We start from the raw sequence: 22,569 nt of genomic DNA, 5'->3' as shown, positions 1-22,569 counted from the left end.
GTGCTTTCGCTGCAAGGATTTTCCTACTTGGTTGGGCCGAACCGGAGAATCGCTCTGGTTTCGGGTAGATGTTCCCACACTTCTTACCCATCCAAGATCCTATGCGAACCGCCCGTTACGCGTTGGCCATCAGTGCCCTATTATCCGCCGCTGGAGCTTCAGCTCAGGTGCAGCCCCCACCCGTCGGAGGACAACCCGCCCCACCGCCAGCAGCGCCGGCACCCGCTCCACCTACCCCCACGGCCACAGAATCTGTGCCTTACGGGGCCGGCATGAAAGTGCCCTTATCGCCTGATGGCTCTAAGTACCTGCGTTTTATCACATGGCACCAAGTCTGGACGCGCTACACGGAGAATAACACCGGCACCCTGCGCGCGCCCAACAAGCCCCAGAGCGACCAGATTGACTTTGCTCTTCGCCGCTCACGCTTTATCGTGCTGTCGCAGCTGAATCCGCGGTTTTTGGTCTACACCCACATCGGTATCAACAACCAAACAGCCGTGAGCGGCGGCGTGGCCCCGGCTACCGACGGTAAAAAACCGCAGCTATTTGTGCACGAGGCGGTAGTAGAGTATAAGGTGAACAAATACCTCAATCTGGGGGCCGGCATGCACTACCAGAATGGCCTGTCGCGCATGACGCGCTCCAGTACCATCAATTACCTCACGCTGGATGCGCCGCTCACCAACTGGCCAGTGATTGAAGCCATTGATCAATTTGTGCGGGGCATTGGGGTATATGGCAAGGGTCGAATTGGTAAGCTCGACTATGTACTTTCGGTGAACGAGTCGTTCCTGACAAACCAAACCGGCGCACTCAGCACACCGCTTGGCTTGGGCACAACAGTAGGTACGGGCGCTACTGCCGTGAATACCGGCACCAACACCGCCCAGTACAATCCCCAAGGTACCGACCATGTTTACCAGGGCTATTTTAGCTATGAGTTTCTGGAGCAGGAAGCCAACCTGTTGCCTTTCAACGTGGGTACCTACCTAGGCACCAAGCGGGTATTTAACATTGGGGCAGGCTTCTTTTACAACAATGATGGCATGGTATCGCGCCCCACGAGCAGCATCGTAAATGGCGCCCAGATTGCCGATCCTAATAGCATTCAAACGACTAAAAGCGATATTGCCCTGTTCTCGGCTGATGTGTTTTTTGATACCCCCATCAACAAGGAAACCGGCACTGCTTTCACCCTTTACGGGGTATACTACAACTATAACATGGGCCCCAACCATGTGCGGTTTATTGGAGCTTCTAATCCTGGCTACGGCACCGATGCTCGCCGTGGCAATGCCGTGCCCCACTCTGGCACCGGCAATGTAGGCTACCTGCAAGCTGGCTATCTGCTGCCCAAAAGCCTGCTTGGCCCTAAACTGCGCGTGCAGCCTTATGCCTCGCACTTACTGGCCAACTATGAGGGCCTGCGCCGCAACAACGGAGAAACCCGGAACGTCAATATTTTCGATGCGGGGGCCAATTTTTACATCGACGGCCACAATGCCAAGTTCACGCTCAACTACCGCGCCCGCCCCGACTTTACCGACATCAACAACCTGAATTATCGCCCTGAAATTACGCTCCAGACCCAGGTATCCTTGTAATACTCGGTTTGCCCTGGTGCTTGGCCGGCACGCGCTTGCCCTTAAAACTCCTCCCCATACTCCACAACATAAAAAACTCCCATCGGCATGGAAAATACTGTAAATCCCGGCTATGGCGCTGTCGCGGATGCGCCTGTAGAACACGATAACAACGCGGTATCGGAAAGTAAAATCTGGCAGGTTATTACGGCCTCCTCCGTAGGCACCGTCATCGAATGGTACGATTTCTACATTTTCGGTTCTCTAGCCGCCATTATCGGCCCGGTGCTGTTTGGCACTACGGGTAAGATTGAGGATACCATTCTGGGTACGCTGGCTGTGTTTGGAGCAGGCTTTATTGTGCGCCCTTTCGGGGCAGTATTCTTCGGGCGTATTGGTGATATGATTGGCCGGAAGTACACCTTCCTGCTCACGCTGCTGATCATGGGGGCGCCACATTCATCACCGGTCTCATTCCGAGCTACGACAAGATCGGGGTTGCCGCCCCTATTATTGTTACGTTGCTGCGCTTGCTGCAAGGTTTGGCTCTGGGGGCGAATATGGCGGTGCTACCACCTATGTGGCCGAGCACTCGCCCGATAACCGGCGGGGCTACTTCACTTCTTTCATCCAGATTACGGCCACCGCGGGTCTGTTTTTGAGCATTCTGGTTATTATCATTACCCGCAAGAGCTTGGGCGAAGAAGCATTCAAAGAGTGGGGGTGGCGCATTCCGTTTCTCCTCTCCGGTGCCTTGGTAATTGCCTCTTACTACATCCGCCGCAAGCTCCACGAGTCGCCGCTTTTTGCGAAGGCCAAAGCCGAAGGCAAAACTAGTAAGAGCCCCTTACGTGAGTCGTTCGTGAACCCCGTAAATCGCCGTCTGGTGCTCATTTCGCTGTTTGGCGCTACCATGGGCCAAGGTGTAGTATGGTACACGGGCCAATTCTACGCCTATTCCTTCATGCAAAACGTGTTGAAGCTTGACCTAGTAGACGCCAGTATTGTGCTGTGCGCGGCCTTGCTGCTCGCTACGCCATTCTTCGTGTATTTTGGAAGCCTTTCCGACCGCATCGGCCGTAAGAAAATCATCATGATGGGACTGCTGTGCGGCGCTTTATTCACCATTCCGATTTTCTACGGTCTTAAAGCCTTTGCCGGCCCCCTCACGGAAGTGACGGCTGCTACCGTAGATGCCACTGGGAAAGCCATTCCGGCCGTGATGAAGGCGCTCAGCCCCAACTTGATGGCTATGACCGCCCTGACATTCTGCCTCGTGCTATTCGTGACAATGGCCTATGGTCCGATTGCGGCTTACTTGGTCGAGTTGTTCCCCACCAAGGTGCGCTATACTTCACTTTCCTTGCCTTATCATATTGGCAACGGTGTATTTGGTGGCTTTGTGCCTTTCATCGCTACGGCGCTCACGCTTTGGGCCGCTAGTAAGCCTGAGGGTACACTCTGGAAAGAGTACAGCAGCTTTGCTGGCCTGATTTACCCAGTTAGTATTGCCCTCATCTGCTGGTTTATTGGCCAGGCGCTCATGAAGGATGTGCGCAACGTGCGCCTCATGGAGGAGGGATCTGGTAGCACACACTAAAGAATCTATAACAGGCCGCCCAGCACTGTTAACTTGTAAAAGTCCGTCGGGCCGGTGGCACGGCGGACTTTTTAGGTTATGTGTGAAGACCTAACTGGCGTCTGGGGGGCTTTTAGCAGCGAATGCGTACATTCTACGCGCATCCTATTGCTGTCCATCTGTGATTGTCTGACACAGCGTATTATCCCGAAAGTAACTGCCTACTATGGCTTCCATGTCGCCACAGGAGCAAGCTGAGCATCGTCGCGGGCAGCGTCTGCTGTTCCTGGGTTTGCTGTTTGCCGTGCTGCTCAATTACCCGTTGCTAGCAGTATTTGATCATAATGGTCGGGTGGGGGGCATTCCGGTGCTGTACCTCTATGTGCTGCTGGCCTGGATAGTGCTGGTTATGCTCACAGGTTGGCTGGTTCGCAAAGTCAAAAACTGACGCTTTATCCAGAAGTACAACCGCTACTTTTTGCTTCACAAAACCAGTTTTATCTGGGATTCACATGAATCAGCTGCTCATTATCGGCTTCTCTTTCGGCTATCTGGCTTTGCTGTTTGGCGTGGCCTACGCGGCGGAGCGCCGCTCCGCCGAACGCCGTTCGCTGGTGAGCAACCCGTATGTGTACGCCTTAAGTATGGCCGTGTACTGCACCGCCTGGACGTATTACGGCAGTGTGGGCCACGCCGCTAGTCACGGGCTGGAGTTTGTAGTCATCTACCTGGGCCCTACGTTGTTGGCGCCGGCCTGGTGGCTGGTATTGCGTAAGATTATTCGCATCTGCCGGTTGCAACGCCTCACGTCCATCGCCGATTTTATATCGGCCCGCTACGGCAAAAGTGCTTCGTTGGGTGCCCTCGTAACGGTAGTGTGCGTGCTGGGGATAATTCCTTATATATCGCTGCAAATCAAGGCTATAGCCGCATCATTTAATATCATGACCCGTGGAGGGGCGGCCACGTCCATTGTGGCCGAGGGAGGGGAAGCTGCAAGCTCAGCTCTGTACACCACGGTAGCGCTGGCTTTTTTCACTATCATTTTTGGTGTACGCTCGGTGGAAGCCACTGAGCGCCACGAGGGCATGGTGCTGGCCGTAGCCGTAGAGAGTTTAGTGAAGCTTATCGCCTTTCTGGGCGTGGGGTTGTTTGTGACGTTCGGGCTGTTCGATGGATTCGGCGATGTGTTTGAGAAAGCTGCCGCCGAGCCTGCCCTCAACCGACTATTTACGCTGGGCGGGGCCGGCACCAGTGCTACGCAGTGGCTTACGCTGCTCGTGCTCAGTGTGTCAGCTATTCTCCTGCTACCCCGCCAGTTCCAGGTGTCCGTAGTCGAAAACGTGAATGAGGACCACCTGCGCAAAGCCATGTGGCTGTTTCCGCTCTACCTCATTGTTATCAATCTGTTTGTGCTGCCCATTGCTTTTGGCGGCGTATTACTCTACGGTGGCCGGGGCCTCGACGCCGATACGTTCGTGCTGGCTCTGCCGCTGAATGCGGGCCAGCGATGGTTGGCTATGCTCACCTATTTGGGTGGCTTGTCGGCAGCCAGCAGCATGATTATCGTCGAAACCATTGCCTTGAGCGTGATGATGAGCAATAACTTGCTTATGCCGTTGCTGGTGCGCGTGCCCGCTGCCCGCTCCGAGGTGCGCACGCATTGGTTTGCTTACCTAAGTCAGGTGGCGCTGCAAAGCCGGCGGCTGGCGGTGGTGCTGGTATTGCTGCTGGCCTTTGGCTATTATAGTTTTGTGGGGCATTTGCTGCCGCTGGTGAATATTGGGCTGGTTTCGTTTGCGGCGGTAGCGCAGTTTCTGCCCGTAGTGCTCGGAAGCTTGTACTGGAAAGGCGGCACCCATCAGGGCGCAACAGCGGGCATTTTGGGGGGCTTTTTTGTGTGGTTTTTTACCCTGGTCATGCCCACGATGGTAGGGCCGGGACTGCTGCCGGAAAGCTTGCTGACCGATGGTTTATTTGGTCAAAGCTGGCTGCGGCCGTTCGCACTATTCGGTCTCAGCGACCTAGATTACCTGTCGCACGGGCTCTTCTGGAGCTGGTTTTTCAATGTCGGGCTCTACGTTGGGGTTTCGTTGGCAGGCCAGCCTACGGCGTTGGAAGAACGGCAGGCCGACGTATTTGTGGATGTATTCCGCTACCGCACCGTGTTTGAGGGGCCCAGCGGCTGGCCCAGCTCGGCAGCTCCATTGCCCGATCTACGGGCTTTACTCACTGGTTTTCTAGGCAAGAAGCGCACAGCCCAGGCCTTGCACGCCTTCGCCGAGCGATTTCCCGATGCCGACAACCAACTAGCCGAAACAATTGCCCCCCAGGCCGATCCGCGCCTGGTGGCTTACGCCGAAAAACTGCTGGCTGGCAGCATTGGGCCGGCTTCCGCACGACTGCTGTTGTCGTCGGCGGTAGGAGTGGAGGAAATCAGTTTTGATAACGTGGTGGGCATTTTGAAAGAGTCTCAGCAAGTGCTGGAAGCCAACCGCCAGCTCCAGAAGCAGTCGCGCCAGCTCCAGCGCCTCACCGACGATTTGCGCGATGCCTACACTCAACTCCAGGAGTTGGATATGCGCAAGGACGAGTTTTTGTACACCGTTACGCACGAGCTGCGCACGCCGCTCACCAGCATTCGGGCACTATCGGAAATCCTGAGTGATAACCCCGAGATAGAGGAGGAAGAACGCCTCCGGTTTCTGCACACCATCACCCGCGAGTCGGAGCGCCTAAGCCGGCTGATTACGCTGGTGTTGGACCTGGAAAAGTACGAATCGGGCAAAGCCACTCTGGACTATGCACCCGTGGATGTGGCCGAGATCATCAACGACGCCATCGAGTCGGTGGGCCAGCTTATTCGCGACAAGCACATTCAACTCAATATTGTGGTGCCGCCCAATCTGCCGCTGCTCACTGGCGACCGCGACCGGCTGATGCAGGTGTTGGTGAATCTGCTTTCCAATGCGGTCAAAACGTGCCGCGCCGATGGCGGGGGGCAAATTAGCGTGCTCACGGAAATAGCCGGGGAGGCCTTACGCATCAGCGTGCTCGACAACGGCAAAGGCATCGACCCAGCTTACCACGAGCTGATTTTTGACAAGTTTTTCCAGGCCAAAAACCAGACTACCCGCAAGCCCGAAGGTTCTGGGCTGGGCCTGGCCATCACCAAGAAAATAGTGGAGTTGCACGCCGGGCGCATCTGGGTTGAAAGTGAGCCCGATCACGGTGCCCGCTTTTCCATTGAACTGCCCGTGTCAGCGAATACAAATGAGCCGCAGCACACAGCTGCCGGCGCCCAAACCTAAGCTAAGAACCTCTAACTCCACAAATTCACGAGGGAGCAAGTCTCCCATAGTGCCTCGAATTTCGCTTCCGACCTGCCTTTTTTCTATGAAACAGCCCCGAATCCTGATCGTTGATGATGAGCCTAATATCGTGATGTCGTTGGAGTTTTTGATGCGCAAAAACGGCTACCATGTCAGCATTGCCCGCAATGGTACCGAAGCGCTGGAGGCTATTAATAAAACGCCTTTTAACGTCATTCTGCTGGATATTATGATGCCCGACGTGGATGGCTATCAGGTGTGCCGGCACGTGCGCGCCCATCCTGAGCGCCAAGAAACGAAAGTCGTTTTTCTGAGCGCCAAGAGCAAGGAAGCCGACGTGCAGAAAGGCTACGAAGCCGGCGCTGACCTCTATATTCCCAAGCCCTTCAGCACCCGCCAGCTGGTAAGCAAAGTGCAGGAGCTGGTTGCCGCCACCGCGCCAGGTTAGTAGTCAATGTACCTGACCCGCATGCAGAATGCAGTGAAGCATCTGGCGTGCTGATGAGAGGGTACTAACCTTGCTAAACATATGGAGATGCTTCACTTTGCGCTGCATGACGTTTTAGAAGAGTGTTCTCACCCAATCGGACAGTACTTACTTGTCAGTTTCATGAAAAATGCCCCCCAACCGTCTGCTTACGCTGCGGCCCATGCCGCCAGCCTCGCCGACCCCGCCGCCTTCTGGGCGGCGCAGGCCCGGCAAATAACATGGTTCGACCAACCCAAGGAAATACTTTCTCAAGACGAAAACGGCTTCTACCGCTGGTTTAAAGGTGGTATGCTCAACACCTGCTACCTCGCCCTCGACCTTCATGTCGACACCGGCCGCGCGCAGCAGGTAGCCCTGATCTATGACTCGCCCGTCGCGCAAACCAAGCAGCGCTACACTTATCAGGAGCTGCAAGATTTGACGGCGCGCTTCGCCGGCGGGCTGCGCGATTTGGGCGTGGTGAAAGGGGATCGGGTCATTATTTATATGCCCAACGTGCCGGAAGCTGTAGTCGCTATGCTAGCATGTGCACGTCTGGGGGCGGTGCACTCCGTGGTTTTTGGAGGATTTGCCCCCACGAGCTGGCCATACGCATCGATCATGCTCAACCCAAAGTTATTGTGTCGGCTTCGGGCGGAATCGAGATTGACAAGATTATCCCCTACAAACCCCTGCTCGACGAAGCCATTGCGCTGGCCGCCCACAAGCCCGATTACACGGTGGTGCTCCAGCGCAATTTCGTGCAAGCAGATTTGCAACCGGGCCGTGACGTAGATTACCAAGAGATGCTGAAAGCCAAACCGCAGGCGTGCGTGCCCGTGCAGGCCACCGACCCGCTTTACATCCTATACACTTCCGGCACTACTGGCAAACCAAAAGGCGTAGTGCGCGACAATGGCGGGCACGCCGTAGCGCTGAAGTACAGCATGAGCGCCATTTATGGTCTGGCTCCCGGCGAAACTATGTTCTCGGGTTCTGATATCGGGTGGGCAGTCGGTCACAGCTACATTGTTTACGGTCCATTGCTGCACGGCTGCACCACGATACTGTTTGAAGGCAAACCCGTTCGTACGCCCGATGCTGGTACCTTTTGGCGCTTAGCCGCCGACTACGGCGCGAACGTGATTTTTACGGCGCCCACCGCCATTCGTGCCATTAAAAAAGAAGACCCGGGGGGCGAATTAGTGAAGCAGTACGATCTGAGCCGCTTGCGCCACCTGTTTCTGGCCGGAGAGCGCTGCGATCCTGCCACGTACGAGTGGGCCGCCCAAACCCTGGGCGTTCCCGTAATTGACCATTGGTGGCAAACTGAATCGGGCTGGCCGATGCTGGCTACGCTGGTTGGCCTGACGGAAATGCCCCCGCTCGCGCTGGCAGCGCTGGCCACCCGGTGCCGGGCTATGATGTCCGGATTCTGGATGAAGCCGGCCACGAGGTGCCCGCTGGTACTACCGGGCTGGTGGCAGTGCGTCTGCCGTTGCCGCCTGGCTGTTTGCCCACGCTTTGGCTGGATGATGAGCGGTTCCGCAAATCCTACCTGAACACCTTTCCTGGCTACTACCTCAGCGGCGACGGCGGTTTCCGCGACGCGGAGGGCTACCTATTTATTATGGGCCGGGTAGATGACGTGATGAACGTGGCCGGGCACCGCCTCAGCACGGGCGAGATGGAGGAACTGTTGGCCGCCCACCCAGCCGTGGCCGAGTGCGCCGTGTTGGGCATTGCCGACGAGCTGCGGGGGCAGCGACCCATTGGCTTAATTGTGCTGAAAGATGGCCAAACCATAGCCGAAGAGGCGCTAGAACAGGAATTGGTGCAGATAATTCGCTCCCAGATTGGAGCCGTCGCCTGCTTCCGACAAGTACTGATAGTAAAACGATTGCCCAAAACTCGCTCGGGCAAAATCCTGCGCAAAACCATGCGTCAACTAGCCGACGGCGAGCAGTTCAGCATCCCTTCAACCATCGACGACCCACTGATTCTCGATGAAATTCGGGCGGGCCTGGAGCGGCGGGGAATAGGAGCCGCCTTTGAGAAAGTATAACTCCTGCATTAACACTCAATACTTATCACAGAGGTAGCCTTGCTGCCTCACTTAGTCGAACCTTCCACACAACCTACTCTCCCTATTATGCCCACTCAACATTCGCGCATTCGCACCTACGAAGAATACACCGACGCTTACAAGCGCAGCGTCGAGAATCCCGAGCAATTCTGGGCGGACGTGGCCGAGCCCTTTACCTGGCGCCGCAAGTGGGATACGGTAGTCAAGGCCGACCTCGTTGGCGGGCACAATGAATGGTTTAGCGGCGCCAAGCTCAATATCACCGAAAACTGCCTCGACCGCCACCTCGCCACGCGCGGCAACAAATTGGCGCTCATCTGGGAGCCCAATGACCCCAAAGTCCGTCAGATTCGCTATACCTACCGCGAGCTGCACCAGGAAGTTTGCAAATTTGCCAACGTGCTGCACAATAACGGCGTGGAGAAAGGCGACCGGGTGTGCATCTACATGCCTATGATTCCGCAGCTGGCTATTGCCGTGCTGGCCTGCGCCCGCATTGGGGCAGTGCATTCGGTGGTGTTTGCTGGCTTTTCCGCCACCGCCATTGCCGACCGCGTGAACGACGCGCAGGCGAGTACCGTCCTCACTTCCGATGGCCTCAACCGCGGCGCCCGCCAGATTCCGGTGAAGCGGGTAGTGGATGAGGCGCTGGAAACCTGCCCCAGCGTACGCCGCGTGATTGTGGTGGAGCACTTGGGCTGGCCGGTACACATGCACGAAGGCCGCGACGTGTGGTACCATGAGGAAGTGTTGGAGGCTGAAAAATCGTGTCCGGCTGAGGAAATGGACGCGGAGGATATGCTTTTCATCCTCTACACGTCGGGCAGCACCGGCAAGCCAAAAGGGGTAGTACATACCCAGGCCGGCTACATGGTATGGGCTGACTACACGTTCCGCAATGTATTTCAGGTAAATGAAAACGACGTGTACTGGTGCACCGCCGATATTGGCTGGGTGACGGGCCACAGCTACCTGCTTTACGGGCCACTACTGAGCGGAGCCACTACGCTCATGTTCGAAGGCATTCCGACGTATCCTAGCGCCGGGCGCTTCTGGGAAGTAATTGACAAGCACGGCGTTAATATATTCTACACGGCTCCAACCGCTATCCGGTCGCTCATGGCTACGCCTCTTGATAACGTGCTCAGCTACTCCCTCGATTCCCTCCGCATATTGGGTACTGTGGGCGAGCCCATCAACGTGGAAGCCTGGGATTGGTACCACACCCACGTAGGCAAGGAGCGCTGCCCCATCGTGGATACGTGGTGGCAAACCGAAACCGGCGGCATCATGATTTCGGCGCTGGGGGGCATTTCTCCGCTCAAACCAGCCCACGCCGGCCAGCCGCTGCCCGGCGTGCAGCCCGTGTTGCTTACCCAAGAAGGCAAAGAAATTGAGGGCAACGAAGAGGAAGGCTACCTCGCTATCAAGTATCCGTGGCCGGGCATTATTCGCACCACCTACGGCGACCATGAACGCTGCCGCCAAACTTACTTTGGCGCCTACCCCGGTTACTATTTCACCGGCGACGGCGCCCGCCGCGACAAGGACGGCATGTACCGTATCATTGGCCGCGTCGATGATGTCATCAACGTATCGGGTCACCGCTTCGGCACGGCCGAAATTGAGAATGCCATCAACGAAAACGCCTACGTGGTGGAGTCGGCGGTGGTTGGTTACCCGCACGATGTGAAAGGGCAGGGCATTTATGCGTTCGTTATTTGCGGCGAGCCTGTGAAGCCCAACGAAATGTCACACGTGGAAGCCAGCATTATCGAAACCGTGGTGGCTGAAATTGGCAAAATCGCCAAGCCCGACAAGATTCAGATTGTGTCCGGTTTGCCCAAAACGCGCTCCGGCAAAATCATGCGCCGCATCCTGCGCAAGGTGGCAGAAGGCGAAACCAGTAACCTCGGCGACACCACTACTTTGCTCGACCCTGGCATCGTAGAAGAGATTATCGCCGGTAAAAAGTAGCGTGTAGAGACGCACTATTTGAGCAGTAGATTCTAAAGCAAAAAAGCCCCCCAGAATATATCTGGGGGCTTTTTTAATGAACTAGGATGCTACAAGGCGTGCGTATCAGAATATCCGCGATAGCCCTTTTTATAGCCTTTGCGCTTGCGCGAGTTTTTGTTCTTTTTATCTGAATCGGAGGTGAGCAAAACCACGACACCAGCCGTAACGGCCGCAATGGCCGCCATCTTGGTTATAAAGGCTGTGCGGTTGTGTTTCCACTCCATAGCGTACCCTTTTTCAGCAAAAATATTGGGAACTGTGCCACTGGCGAGATCCTCCAAGATACCTTCTACTACCTGCACCCGATCGGCAACCAGGAGGGGCAGCCAGTGGCGATACTCGTTTTCGCTGTAGCGGAAGGCCAAGCGCCGAATCATGCCACTCAGCCCGCTGGGAGGCACAGTAGTTCCATACACCGTCGATACGCGAGGCCGCTCATTCGATTTCAACAGCTCCGTGTCGTCATGCTGCATCGGCGAGGGATGCGATTTGCTGTCAGGGTCCTGCGACACGTTCATCCGATTACGCATCGGATAAGTTGGGTCGTTTTTAGGGTCCGCGTCAACTCCCCAGCCTTTTATCTGCTTGTAGTCTTTTATTGAATTTTCCATGATCAGTCGGCTTTACTTGTTGGCGGATGGGGGAATCAGAACGGTTTTGATGCAGTTATCTAGCTTGGCGGAGAACATGCGGTAGCCATCGGCTACTTCCTCCAGGGGCAAGCGATGGGTAATCATTGCCTTTGGGTTGAGCGTACCGTTCATCACGTGGTCAATCAAACGCGGCAGCAAGCGCTTTACCGACGTTTGGTTGCCGCGCATGGTAAGGCCTTTGTTCATCATGTTGCCAATGGGCACCAAGTTATCAGTTGGGCCATACACGCCCACAATCGACACCACGCCGCCTTTCTTCACCGAATTAATGGCCCAGTGCAGCGCCGTGGCCGAACCCGCTTGCAGCAAAAGTTTACGACCCGTAATGCTTTGCATCGCGTTGCCGGTCGCTTCAGCACCTACGGCGTCAATTACGCAGTCGGCACCCATCCAGTCCGTTATCTTCTTGATAAACAGCACCGGGTCCCCGATCTCGTCGAAATTATACACCTCGCAGGGGGCATAATTGCGCACAAATTCCAGTCGGTAGTCCACATTATCGAGCACGATAACCCGTCCGGCACCAAACAGCCACGAGCAGCGCGCGGCCATAATACCCACCGGGCCCGCACCAAATACTACTACCGTATCACCGGTTTGAATACCCGCCATTTCGGCCGCTTGGTAGCCCGTAGGCACCACGTCGGTTAGCAGTACAGCATCGTCGGGGTCCATGCCGGCCGGAATAACCGTCGGGCCGACGTTGGCATACGGTACGCGGGCATATTCAGCCTGTCCGCCGTCGAAGCCGCCGGCCGTGTGTGAGTAGCCAAAAATAGCCCCCACCGCTGTAGCCATCGTGTTGGACTCGTGGCAGTTGCCAAACATTCCTTGCTTACAGAAGTGGCACTCGCCGCAGGCTACGTTGAAGGGCACCAATACTTGGTCGCCTACCTTGATCTTGGTTACATCAGGGCCAACTTCCTCTACAATTCCCACAAACTCGTGCCCGAAGGTTGAGCCTACACGGGTGTCTGGCACGTTGCCGTTGTATAAGTGCAGGTCAGAGCCACAAATACAGGTTCGGGTTACCCGCACAATTGCATCCTGAGGGTGCTTGATTTCGGGCATTGGTTTTTGGACGGCACGGACCCTTTTCGGGCCCCGGTATTCCATAGCTAACATACGTTTCCGGCGTTTAGGTAGTGGGTAGGAGTTCAGTTCGCTACAGTGCCTCGCCCACAGATTCGCAGAAATTCTGAATCTGTTACGGGTATTGTAGCGGTGGTAAATGGTACTACCCTGTATTTCTAAAGTTGCGGAATCGGGTCAATTGGCACCGAAATACGTATTAAAACCCAGACGCAGTTGCGCGCTATACCTACGCAGTCGTGCTTATACGTAGCGCATTCGCAAATTTCTCTTCGCTAGAGAGATATGGAAACGAAAAATGCCGCCTCCGATGGAAGCAGCATTTCGCCGGGTATGCATGCTGATAAATTACTCCTTGGGGGGCAAAATCATCCCGCTTACTTCGCCAAATCCAACCCGAATACCATCTTTCTGCGCGAAGCCACGCATTGTCACTGTGTCGCCATCCAGCAGAAACTTGCGCTCCGAACCGTCGGCTAAGGGCACTGGGCGAGTGCCTTTCCAGGCCAGCTCCAACATAGAACCCAGGGAGTCAGGTGTGGCGCCGCTGATGGTACCGCTGGCGTAGAGGTCGCCTACTTGCAGGTTGCAGCCATTGCTGGTTTGGTGGGTGAGCTGCTGGGCCATGCTCCAGTACATGTGCCGGAAGTTGGTTTGGCTAACTACCGTCTGGGGGGCATTTTCAGGCTGAATCACGACCTCCAGATTAATATCAAAGTTGTGCGCATCCAACTGCCGCAAGTACAACAGTGGCTCCGGCTCTTGGACAGGTCCAGCCACACGGAAGGGCTCCAGCGCATCCAGCGTTACCACCCAGGGCGAAATACTACTGCCAAAGCTCTTGCCTAAAAACGGCCCCAGCGGCACGTACTCCCAGGCCTGAATGTCGCGGGCGCTCCAGTCGTTAAACAGCACCAACCCAAAAATATGTTCTTCGGCATGCTGTATGGGCACTGGCGAACCAAGCTCGGTAGTGCGACCACTCACAAAAGCCACTTCCAGCTCAAAATCCAGCTGCTGCGACGGGCCAAACGTAGGTGCATCGGCATCAGGGGCTTTACGCTGCCCATTGGGACGACGGATAGGGGTACCCGACACTACAATGCTGCTGGCCCGCCCGTGGTAGCCAATCGGAATGTGGCGCCAATTAGGCAACAAGGCATTATTCGGGTCGCGGAACATGGTGCCCACGTTGGTCGCGTGCTCTATGCTCGAATAGAAGTCGGTGTAGTTGTTGGGCTTCACGGGGCGCAGCATTTCCACCTCGCTTTGGCGCAGCAAACAGGCGCGCATCGCTTCTTCCTCCCGCAGCGCCGGATTGTCGTGGCGCAGCAGTTCACTCACGCGCTGGCGCACGGCCCGCCATACAGGTCTACCCATGGCAATAAACGCGTTCAACGAACGCCGCCGAAACACCTTGGGCTGAGCCGGTCCTAAGTCCAGATCTTCAAAAAAGCCATACTGACAAACGGCGTACAAATCCAGCACATAGTCGCCGATGGCCACGCCCAGGCGCGTGCCGCGCTCCGGCGTTTCAAACACGCCAAACGGTAAGTTCTGAATGGGGAAGTCGCTGGTAGGCGGAATGTCAATCCAGGAGCGGAGCGTGGGGTCGTTGGGGCTAGCCATAGAAGGTGCTTGGTAGTAGGAGGGGCAAAGGTAGACCCACCAGCCGAAGGACTGCAAACCAAACAGAAGTTTGGGCGAACCCAGTGAAACCGCCTACCTTGAGTTTCAGCTTCCGCTGCTGATTACCGCTACAGTTTCGGGAGGGGTAGTGGCAATTCGTCTACCGTCCGTAATATACCCGCTACTCGGTAAATGTTCGGTAGCGCCAACATAGATGTTGGCTGCAATGAACACCAGAAAAATAATTAGAAAAGCCAATGGAATATCTCGTTTATCTTTTCCCCATCTTCTTTATTAGCATATGGGTATTTGTTACCTGTATTATTTCTAAATTCGGTTGGAGCGACCTTGTCTCACACTATAAAGCAAATGATAAATTTGTTGGCAAGCGGATAGGGTTGATTTCTGCTTCGATAAATAAAACTAACTACAATAATTCACTTCTGCTAGAGTATAACAGTGAAGGGCTTTATTTAAAACCCATCATCTTATTTCGTTTGTTTCATGACCCAATACTCATTCCTTGGAAGGCTATAAAAGAAGTACGAGATAAAAAATTCATTTTTTTAGACTTTAAAGAATTAATCATTGGAGACCCTCCTGTTGCCGTAATAAAACTCAATGAGAAAACCTTTGCTAAAATGGAAAAGGATATTTTATCAATTAATTCAAAATAAACTTTTCAACTGGCGCGTCTACAGTTTATCGCTTTACGGCAGTGTAGGTACAACCCTTAAAGTCATGAGCTAGCAAGCGTGCGCCAGTTGAGGAGCAGCCTGGGGAGCCCTATATTTATCCGGCCTTCGCCATTTCATTCGGGATGTTTAACAGGTTTTAGCTTCAACCAAAATGGAAACAGGATGTACATAAAACGCTATTACAGCCTTTGGATGACAATCCGGTGGTCGCGAAAATCACTGCTGTATGGGTTGCTTTATTCCGCAGCAATTATTGTGGTGTATGAAACCACGCATATTCCCTTTGCCTTGCCTTGGCAGCCCATTTCTGTGATTGGCATTGCGGTGGCCTTTTTCCTGAGCTTTAAAAATAACAGCTCATACGACCGTACCTGGGAGGCGAGAAAAATATGGGGCAGAATTATTAATGAAAGCCGAACGTTAGCTACGGCCATCCTGACCATGCCGGGGCCAGAGAGTAGCGATGAATGGAAGAAAAGAACCATTCACCGTCACTTGGCATGGCTCCTTGCCCTCAAGCACACGATGCGAAAAGGGAGAACGTGGGAACACAATGAGCCTATTGAAAAGCTAGGTTTTACCCCGAATTTTAGAAAGGAGTGCCAAGATGGGATGGAGCCTGAAGTAGCCCCCTATTTATCGGCCGAGGAATTTAGCCAACTCAAAAAGTACACGAACATTCCCAGCCAGATTCTAAAAAACCAAAGCCGGGAAATCGAACGTCTATATAACAGCGGGCAATTATCTGACTATAAGCATGTGCGGCTCCATACCCTCATCGGCAATCTGTATGACGCGCAGGGAATGACCGAGCGCATTAAAAATTTCCCTTTCCCCCGGCAATATGCCTCTACCGGGCTATGGATCATGTATATTTTTTGTGCGCTTATTCCTTTTGGACTGCTCGACATATTTGAGCAATCACGCTCTTTGCATTATTGGCTTACTATTCCTTTCTCGACCGTAATAATCTGGCTGTATTTTCTGGTGGACCGAATAGGCGACTACTCTGAAAACCCTTTTGAGGGTGCTTATAATGATGTGCCTATTTCTTCCATTGCCCGCACGATAGAGATTGATCTACGCGAAATGTTGGATGAAGAAAATATACCTGCGCCTTACCCAGTAGAAAATGGCTTTCTGCTGTAGCCTTCCAACTAGCGCGAGTTTATCACAACATAACTTGGGACCAGTCATGCTAATAGGCAGCGCCGTCAATGAGTTACAAGCTAGTGTCAATGTGAGTTGAAACCATCAATAATGATGAGCTTATTGTATATAATTAAACAAAAATGGGAATAATAATTTTGCCCTTTTTACTTGGAGCTCTAGTGCTTTCGCTAATAGCTTTGATTGACGTTTTAAAACATATAATGGATAAAGAAATTGCGCTGAAAGAAATTCTATTTGGCTTTTTAATTAGTATTATGATCTTCGGGATTACCTCCTTGTCCTATATTATAGAAGGAAGAGCTTGGGGGCTGAGCCCAGCATTTCGACTTCCTATTTGCATGTTTTTTATTCCTTTTGGCCTTTATATTGCATTGAGATCAAGTAATAATGTAAAGATCAAATATTTGTCGCGACTCCTACTAATAAGCATCGGAATAAGTGGCATATTAGGCTTGTTATTCAATAATTTATTTTTTGACCTAATTGATTATTTGGGAATTGAAAAATATTATTAATATATTAAAATCAAGAATTCCTATAAATGCTTTTAAAAGAATAATAGTTGACTTTGTTTTCTTGGTTTTTTGTACTTGATAAAATTTGGTGCTGAGGCGACAATAAAAAGACTTCTTTAAGCCACTTTCAGAAAGTCTTAAACATGACACTCTCAAATTCCCAAAACCAGAGCGCCCCGCTTCCGCCGAAATTGGCAGAAACGGGGCGCTGTCTATTGCAAGCAATAAACTCTAGAACTGGGGTGTAGGTACGGGCGTGGGGGGCAAAGGGTGACCGGTTTGGCCGGCGGGCTGCTCTTCCATCGGCGTGGCGTTGGTAGCTTCCACCGACCGAATCTCGGGCACCGCCTTTCTCACCGATTCTTCTACGCCAGCTTTCAGCGTCATCGGCGACATGGGACAGGTACCACAAGCACCCAGAAGCTCCAGCTGAAGCACCATATCGTCCGTGATATTCAGCACGCGCACGTTCCCTCCATCGGCAGCCAGGTATGGACGAATCGTGTCGAGGGCCTGCTCGACGCGGGATAACAGCGGATGTTCTTCAACGGCAGCAGAATGTGTCATGAATCGCAGATTAATGCCGGTTTTATTGATTCAACTGATTAATAACAACCAGCCAAACAAAAAACTAGCAAGACAAAAGTAAGGCTTTTAGCCGGTTAAGAACCAACCAATCGGAAGGTTCGGAAGTTCGGATAAGGCCTTGCGCATACCAAAAAACAACTTTGGGGCTCATATTAGCGCGTCATTTCGACTACTTGCGTGCGCGGGGCAACAGCGTTGCGGATAGAAATCTGGCGGGCTACCTCTTCAGCAACCTGCTCAAAAATCGCCGCAGCAGGTGTTCCTTCCTGCGTAATAGCGGGTGCGCCCTGGTCGCCGGTTTCGCGGATGCTCTGTACCAACGGAATCTGACCTATGAGCGGTACCTCGTGCTTGTCGGCGAGGGCTTTACCGCCGCCTTCTCCGAAAATGAAGTACTTGCTTTCGGGTAGTTCGGCCGGCGTAAACCACGCCATGTTCTCAACTACGCCCAGTACGGGCACGTTGATCTGGGGCTGGCGGAACATCTGCAAACCCTTTTGCGCATCGGCCAGCGCCACTTTCTGGGGCGTGGTCACGATGAGGGCGCCAGTGACTGGCACGGTTTGCACCAGCGTCAGGTGAATGTCGGAGGTTCCGGGGGGCATATCGATGAGCAGGTAATCCAACTCACCCCAATCAACCTCCGAAATAAACTGCTTGAGCGCCGACGAAGCCATGGGACCGCGCCACACAATAGCATTGTCGCTGGGGGCCAAAAAGCCAATGCTCATAAGCTTCACACCGAATTTTTCGATGGGCAAAATGAGGTTTTTGCCTTCTGGCGTTTGAAATACGTGGGGGCGAGAATCTTCCAGACCAAACATGGTGGGCATACTCGGGCCGGAAATATCGGCGTCGATGAGGCCTACTTTAGCACCAGTGCGAGCAAGCGCAATAGCCAGATTGGCTGTCACCGTGCTTTTGCCCACACCGCCTTTGCCAGAAGCAATGGCGATGATGTTTTTGACCCCGCTAAGGATAGCCGAGTTGGCGGCCCTAGCCGTGGTTACACGGGAAGTGAGGTTCACATTCACTACCGCGTTTTTGTCCACCATGGTATGAATGGCGCGCACGCAGGCGTTGTGAATCAGCTCTTTGAGCGGGCAGGCGGGAGTGGTGAGAATGACGGAGAACGAAACGTTCAGGCCGTCGATGCGCACGTCCTCAATCATGTTGAGCGTCACCAGGTCTTTGCCTAGGTCAGGCTCCTCCACGTAGCTGAGGGCACGCAGTACGTCTTCTTGGGTAATAGCCATAAGTTCAGGAATCAGGATACAAAGATAACCCAGAAACGTAGGCAGAGGTTGAAAAAGTAAGTGGAATAGAGTAGCACTCCGTGCGCGCCAGTGTAGAAGGAACTTGCTCGCTGCTCGCGCTATACCTTAGGGATTAGCTCTTACGCTCTCAATTGTAATTTGTGCTAGCTTCCGGCATCCAAATCAACGTCTCCTGATGCCCACTTTGACGCGCCGCCAACTTACTCTTGCTACTATGCCTCATCTTCAAGCTAAAAGGAGCTTCCGTTACGTTATTTTCGTGGTTCTGGCTGGTCTAGTTGGTAGCCGTACTCAGGCTCAGGATAGTACCCTTACCCGTTTGGTAGAGAGAAATCATTATTCTCTCACACAAAATGGCCCCCAATTTTCAGGGCCTGGCTGGGAAAAGCTACAGCACGACATCCAGATAAGCCAGTTCGTGCTGGTAGGGGAAGACCATGGTATGGCCCAGATACCAGTTTTTACTACGGCAGTGGCTCGAGAGCTTAAGCCAGCCGTGTACGTGAGTGAGGTTGATGAGTATCAGGCGCAGGAGGTTACCCGTTTAACAGCTCAGCCCGCCTTACCAACTGCGTTTGAGCGGCAGCACCCAGGAGCATTATCGTTTTTCAGTTGGGCTGAAGAATTTGAGTTGGCTCGTTACCTCCGCTCTCAGCAAGTAATCTTGATGGGGATTGAACAGGTGGGTGGAGCCTTTTCAGGACGCCTTTTTGAACTGCTGGCCGCGGAAGTGAAAAGCAAACCTGCCAAGCTTTATTTGCAGCAACGTGCCGTGGCTTATCAAGCCCGCGACCGGGCTAGTATGGTAGGGAATACGAACACGGGCACAATGAGCTTTCTGCGCCAATCCGGCATTGACAGCTTGCGGAGCTTCACAAAAATGGAAAGTCCAAAAGTGCAGAAAATGGTGCGGGATTTCGTGGCTAGCTATACTATCTACCAAGCACAACGACAGCGCACCGGCGGCCATCAGGAGCGGATCAATTTGATGAAGCGTAATCTGCTACAAGGACTACAAGCTTACTCGCAACGGCCTAGTCAGCCATTGCCCAAAATGCTATTCAAGTTCGGAGCCAGCCATATGGCGCGTAATCTGAGCCCTTGGGCCGGTATTTCCGACGTGGGAAATCTGGTTACTAATTTGGCCGATGCCCAGGACCAGAAGTCTTTGCACATTATGATTATGGGTAAGCAGGGCACACAGGTGGCAGGAGAAAATCCGGACGATTTCAGCAAGAACGTTGCTCCTTATTCCTACGCTGAAGAAGCCTACCTCAAGCCTTTCCTGCCCGCGACCAACGCGGCTTGGAACGTAGTCGACTTGCGCCCTACGCGCCGCGCTATCCTCACCGATAAGCTTCAGGTAACTAACCAGAAGCTGGAAGCCATCATTTTAGGCTACGATTACATTGTCATTATTCCCGAAACCACCGCTAGCCACAATTATTAACGCGCTACAGTCATAATTTGCCCCCCAACCGGCTACCCCCAGATTATTGCCAGCGTAGTTTGCACCATTTCCTTGCCGCTTTGCAGACGGATGCGCAGTTTATACTGCCGCTGGACTTAGTGGGTAAATCTCAAATCGGTGGGTACTACCTAGGATAAAGAATTGCGGTCAACGGCAGCTACAGTTAACTAACGAGAGCACCAAGCTTGAGCTTGGTATTACTTCCGGGCGGAGCGGTATTACCTTTGCCTTTATGGCCCGCATTCCCAAAGAAACTATTGATCAAATTCTGCACTTAGCTGACATCGTAGAGGTGGTTGGCGACTTTGTGAGCCTCAAGCGCAAGGGCCAGAATATGTGGGCTTGCTGCCCATTCCACCACGAAAAGTCGCCCTCTTTCTCGGTAGCGCCGGCCAAGGGGCTGTATAAGTGTTTCGGCTGTGGTAAGGCCGGCGGGGTGGTGCAGTTCATCATGGATATTGAGGGCAGCAGCTATGTAGAGGCGCTTAAGTATCTGGCGAAAAAGTACGGTATTGAAATTCAGGAGGAAGAGAAAACGCCTGAGCAGCAGCTTGTTCAGAATGAGAAAGACTCTCAGTTCATCATCTCCAACTGGGCCAAAGACCACTACCATAAGCTCCTACTGGAGTCGGAAGAGGGGCAGAGTATCGGGCTAAGCTATTTGCGCCAGCGCGGTCTGAATCAGCAGACTATTCAAACTTTCGAGCTGGGCTACTCGCTTGATTTGTGGGATGATTTGCTGAAAGCAGCTGAAAAAGCCGGCTACGAGCGGAAATACCTGGAAAAAACGGGCCTGGTCATTAAGAAAGATGACGACCAAGGTCAGGACACGGGCCGGCGTTACGACCGTTTCCGGGGCCGGGTCATGTTCCCGATTCACAACGTGGCCGGCCGTACCATCGGTTTTGGGGCGCGCACGCTGAAGGCTAATGATAAGACGGCCAAGTACCTGAACTCGCCCGAGTCGGATATTTACCATAAGTCGGATGTGCTGTATGGGATGTATCAGGCACGGCAAGCGATTCGGGCGGAGGAAACCTGTTACTTAGTGGAAGGCTACCTCGATGTACTTAGTCTGCATCAGGGCGGCATTAAGAACGTGGTGGCCTCCTCGGGTACTTCGCTTACGGAGAGCCAGATACGCCTTATTGCTCGCTACACGGATAATGTGACGGTGCTGTATGACGGCGACGCGGCTGGCATTCGGGCCTCGTTGCGCGGTATCGACCTGATTCTGGAAGGCGGCTTGAATGTGCGCGTGGTGCTCTTTCCCGACGGCGACGACCCCGACAGCTACATCCGCAAAGTAGGCGACCAGCGCTTCCGCGAGCACCTCGAAAACCACAGCAAGGACTTCATTAGCTTCAAAACTGACCTCGTGGCCCGCGAAGCGGCCCAGGACCCGGTGAAGAAAGCCGAAGCCATCCGGGATGTGCTCCAGAGCATCGCCAAGGTACCCGACCCAATCAAGCGGCAGGTGTTCCTGCAGCAGACTTCGGGTACGTTCGGCATTGATGAGCAAGTACTTATTACCGAATATAACAAGCTTGTAAAGAACGCAGGGGGCAAAAATGCCCCCCAGACGGCTGCCGCATCGCCCACCAGCCAGCCCGACTCGCGCTCCCAAAGCCAAAAGCCTTACGCTAACTCACGGCCGCTTTCGTTGGAAGAGGAGGCTGAAGCGGCCATGTACGGGGCGCCATCCGACACTTTTGCCCCCCAGGCCCCCGACGCTGGCACTGCCGAGGAAGTAGAGCCCGTGCCTGATGTGTTGCAAGCCTGCGAGCGGGAAATCGTGCGACTAATTCTGCTCTACGCTCCCCAACAGTTGGCGCCGGAAGTGAGCGTAGCGCAATACCTGTTTGGCCAGCTCGAAGAAAACGTGTTTCTCACGCCCATTTATGCCGACTTGCTTCACCTCTGTCGCACCGAAATGGAGCAGGGGCGCTGGCCCGATGTGCGCACTCTCATTCAGCACGGCCGCGGCGACATCCGCCAATTAGTGAGCGACTTGGCTACTGAGAAATACGAGCTCAGCCCGAACTGGACCACCCACCAGATTTATGTGCCCCGCGAGATTGACTTGCTTCAGCAAGCCTGCGACAACGCCGTGCTTCGCCTCAACAAGTGCACCGTGCAGCGCGAACTGGCCACTCGCCTCGACGCCCTGCGCCAGCCCATGAACGAGGCTGACCTGATGGAAACCCTGCACGCTATCAAACTGCTGAAGCAGATGGATAACCAACTGGGTGGTATGCTGGGCACGGTTATTCCACGAAGCGGGTAAAGGGTAGGCGTAGTATCAGTGTTCAAAACGGGCAAGTACGATTCTAGCTTAGTAGCGATACAGAAACCGGTTATCGGTCCCCGATCCTTCCTTACAGGGATATTATGATCGGCTG

General features: G+C 53.8%; 17 protein-coding genes and 2 pseudogenes. 14 read left to right on the top strand and 5 right to left on the bottom strand.

Annotation, left to right across the window (positions count from 1 at the left end):
* Positions 1-101: 101 nt before the first annotated feature.
* The 9 genes and pseudogenes from EPD59_RS12515 to acs all read left to right on the top strand — a co-directional run bounded on the left by EPD59_RS12515 (position 102) and on the right by acs (position 11,029).
* Positions 102-1,607, top strand: coding sequence for a hypothetical protein (locus EPD59_RS12515; protein WP_240731386.1), 1,506 nt, complete (start codon positions 102-104; stop codon positions 1,605-1,607).
* 87 nt (positions 1,608-1,694) lie between these two features.
* A pseudogene (locus EPD59_RS24155) lies at positions 1,695-1,973 on the top strand (MFS transporter); the annotation flags it as partial.
* Between the two features lie 70 nt (positions 1,974-2,043).
* A complete protein-coding gene (locus tag EPD59_RS12510) occupies positions 2,044-3,186 on the top strand; it encodes an MFS transporter (protein WP_394347230.1) in 1,143 nt (380 codons plus the stop codon).
* 205 nt (positions 3,187-3,391) lie between these two features.
* Entirely contained in the window at positions 3,392-3,613 is a 222-nt protein-coding gene (locus EPD59_RS12505) for a hypothetical protein (RefSeq protein WP_240731385.1), read from the top strand.
* A gap of 64 nt (positions 3,614-3,677) precedes the next feature.
* On the top strand, positions 3,678-6,476 hold the full coding sequence (locus EPD59_RS12500; protein WP_133273076.1) for a sensor histidine kinase: 2,799 nt from the start codon (positions 3,678-3,680) through the stop codon (positions 6,474-6,476).
* An 85-nt stretch (positions 6,477-6,561) separates the two neighbouring features.
* Entirely contained in the window at positions 6,562-6,945 is a 384-nt protein-coding gene (locus EPD59_RS12495; protein ID WP_133273075.1) for a response regulator transcription factor, read from the top strand.
* 81 nt (positions 6,946-7,026) lie between these two features.
* Positions 7,027-8,528 (top strand): annotated as a pseudogene (locus tag EPD59_RS24150) (AMP-binding protein).
* Positions 8,480-9,031 (top strand): AMP-binding enzyme, encoded by a 552-nt coding sequence (locus tag EPD59_RS23265; protein WP_394347197.1) that lies wholly within the window; start codon positions 8,480-8,482, stop codon positions 9,029-9,031. The pseudogene EPD59_RS24150 and the gene EPD59_RS23265 overlap by 49 nt, the downstream one beginning before the upstream one ends.
* Positions 9,032-9,118: 87 nt before the next feature.
* Positions 9,119-11,029: an acetate--CoA ligase gene (acs, locus tag EPD59_RS12485; RefSeq protein ID WP_133273074.1), complete on the top strand. Its 1,911-nt coding sequence runs from the start codon at positions 9,119-9,121 to the stop codon at positions 11,027-11,029.
* Positions 11,030-11,118: 89 nt separating this feature from the next.
* Here the strand turns inward: acs and EPD59_RS12480 are convergent, their stop codons facing one another.
* From EPD59_RS12480 to fahA, 3 genes are all read right to left on the bottom strand, one after another.
* Entirely contained in the window at positions 11,119-11,682 is a 564-nt protein-coding gene (locus tag EPD59_RS12480) for a hypothetical protein (RefSeq protein WP_133273073.1), read from the bottom strand.
* 12 nt (positions 11,683-11,694) lie between these two features.
* Positions 11,695-12,849, bottom strand: coding sequence for a zinc-dependent alcohol dehydrogenase (locus EPD59_RS12475; RefSeq protein ID WP_133273072.1), 1,155 nt, complete (start codon positions 12,847-12,849; stop codon positions 11,695-11,697).
* 315 nt (positions 12,850-13,164) lie between these two features.
* Positions 13,165-14,445: a fumarylacetoacetase gene (gene fahA, locus EPD59_RS12470; RefSeq protein WP_133273071.1), complete on the bottom strand. Its 1,281-nt coding sequence runs from the start codon at positions 14,443-14,445 to the stop codon at positions 13,165-13,167.
* 257 nt (positions 14,446-14,702) lie between these two features.
* Between fahA and EPD59_RS12465 the strand changes: the two genes are divergently transcribed.
* From EPD59_RS12465 to EPD59_RS12455, 3 genes are all read left to right on the top strand, one after another.
* Entirely contained in the window at positions 14,703-15,122 is a 420-nt protein-coding gene (locus tag EPD59_RS12465) for a hypothetical protein (RefSeq protein WP_133273070.1), read from the top strand.
* Positions 15,123-15,305: 183 nt separating this feature from the next.
* Positions 15,306-16,292 carry a bestrophin family protein gene (locus EPD59_RS12460; RefSeq protein WP_133273069.1) on the top strand — a complete coding sequence of 329 codons (987 nt, stop codon included), beginning with the start codon at positions 15,306-15,308 and terminating at the stop codon, positions 16,290-16,292.
* Positions 16,293-16,435: 143 nt separating this feature from the next.
* Positions 16,436-16,831, top strand: a complete 396-nt coding sequence (locus EPD59_RS12455) for a hypothetical protein (RefSeq protein ID WP_133273068.1) — start codon at positions 16,436-16,438, stop codon at positions 16,829-16,831.
* A gap of 231 nt (positions 16,832-17,062) precedes the next feature.
* Here EPD59_RS12455 and EPD59_RS12450 read toward each other — a convergent pair whose 3' ends face one another.
* Both EPD59_RS12450 and EPD59_RS12445 read right to left on the bottom strand, forming a co-directional pair.
* Entirely contained in the window at positions 17,063-17,398 is a 336-nt protein-coding gene (locus EPD59_RS12450; RefSeq protein WP_133273067.1) for a NifU family protein, read from the bottom strand.
* A gap of 173 nt (positions 17,399-17,571) precedes the next feature.
* Complete coding sequence (locus EPD59_RS12445) at positions 17,572-18,675, bottom strand: Mrp/NBP35 family ATP-binding protein (protein ID WP_133273066.1); 1,104 nt, start codon at positions 18,673-18,675, stop codon at positions 17,572-17,574.
* A gap of 235 nt (positions 18,676-18,910) precedes the next feature.
* On the opposite strand from EPD59_RS12445, the gene EPD59_RS12440 reads away from it, so the two are divergent.
* Positions 18,911-20,146 (top strand): hypothetical protein, encoded by a 1,236-nt coding sequence (locus EPD59_RS12440; protein ID WP_133273065.1) that lies wholly within the window; start codon positions 18,911-18,913, stop codon positions 20,144-20,146.
* Between the two features lie 253 nt (positions 20,147-20,399).
* Positions 20,400-22,454 carry a DNA primase gene (gene dnaG / locus EPD59_RS12435; protein ID WP_133273064.1) on the top strand — a complete coding sequence of 685 codons (2,055 nt, stop codon included), beginning with the start codon at positions 20,400-20,402 and terminating at the stop codon, positions 22,452-22,454.
* Positions 22,455-22,569 lie beyond the last annotated feature (115 nt).

This window comes from Hymenobacter radiodurans (assembly GCF_004355185.1).
In the GTDB taxonomy this organism is placed as follows: Bacteria; Bacteroidota; Bacteroidia; order Cytophagales; family Hymenobacteraceae; genus Hymenobacter; species Hymenobacter radiodurans.
Note: the sequence above shows the minus strand (reverse complement) of the source record. Positions and strands in the feature narration are given on the sequence as shown.

Coding starts and splice junctions, on each gene's coding strand:
- EPD59_RS12460 (WP_133273069.1), top strand. CDS start 15,306: ATGTACATAAAACGCTATTACAGCCTTTGGATGACAATCCGGTGGTCG.
- EPD59_RS12505 (WP_240731385.1), top strand. CDS start 3,392: ATGGCTTCCATGTCGCCACAGGAGCAAGCTGAGCATCGTCGCGGGCAG.
- EPD59_RS12495 (WP_133273075.1), top strand. CDS start 6,562: ATGAAACAGCCCCGAATCCTGATCGTTGATGATGAGCCTAATATCGTG.
- acs (WP_133273074.1), top strand. CDS start 9,119: ATGCCCACTCAACATTCGCGCATTCGCACCTACGAAGAATACACCGAC.
- EPD59_RS12500 (WP_133273076.1), top strand. CDS start 3,678: ATGAATCAGCTGCTCATTATCGGCTTCTCTTTCGGCTATCTGGCTTTG.
- EPD59_RS12465 (WP_133273070.1), top strand. CDS start 14,703: ATGGAATATCTCGTTTATCTTTTCCCCATCTTCTTTATTAGCATATGG.
- EPD59_RS12515 (WP_240731386.1), top strand. CDS start 102: ATGCGAACCGCCCGTTACGCGTTGGCCATCAGTGCCCTATTATCCGCC.
- EPD59_RS12475 (WP_133273072.1), bottom strand. CDS start 12,849: ATGTTAGCTATGGAATACCGGGGCCCGAAAAGGGTCCGTGCCGTCCAA.
- EPD59_RS12445 (WP_133273066.1), bottom strand. CDS start 18,675: ATGGCTATTACCCAAGAAGACGTACTGCGTGCCCTCAGCTACGTGGAG.
- EPD59_RS12480 (WP_133273073.1), bottom strand. CDS start 11,682: ATGGAAAATTCAATAAAAGACTACAAGCAGATAAAAGGCTGGGGAGTT.
- EPD59_RS12455 (WP_133273068.1), top strand. CDS start 16,436: ATGGGAATAATAATTTTGCCCTTTTTACTTGGAGCTCTAGTGCTTTCG.
- fahA (WP_133273071.1), bottom strand. CDS start 14,445: ATGGCTAGCCCCAACGACCCCACGCTCCGCTCCTGGATTGACATTCCG.
- dnaG (WP_133273064.1), top strand. CDS start 20,400: ATGGCCCGCATTCCCAAAGAAACTATTGATCAAATTCTGCACTTAGCT.
- EPD59_RS12440 (WP_133273065.1), top strand. CDS start 18,911: ATGCCTCATCTTCAAGCTAAAAGGAGCTTCCGTTACGTTATTTTCGTG.
- EPD59_RS12450 (WP_133273067.1), bottom strand. CDS start 17,398: ATGACACATTCTGCTGCCGTTGAAGAACATCCGCTGTTATCCCGCGTC.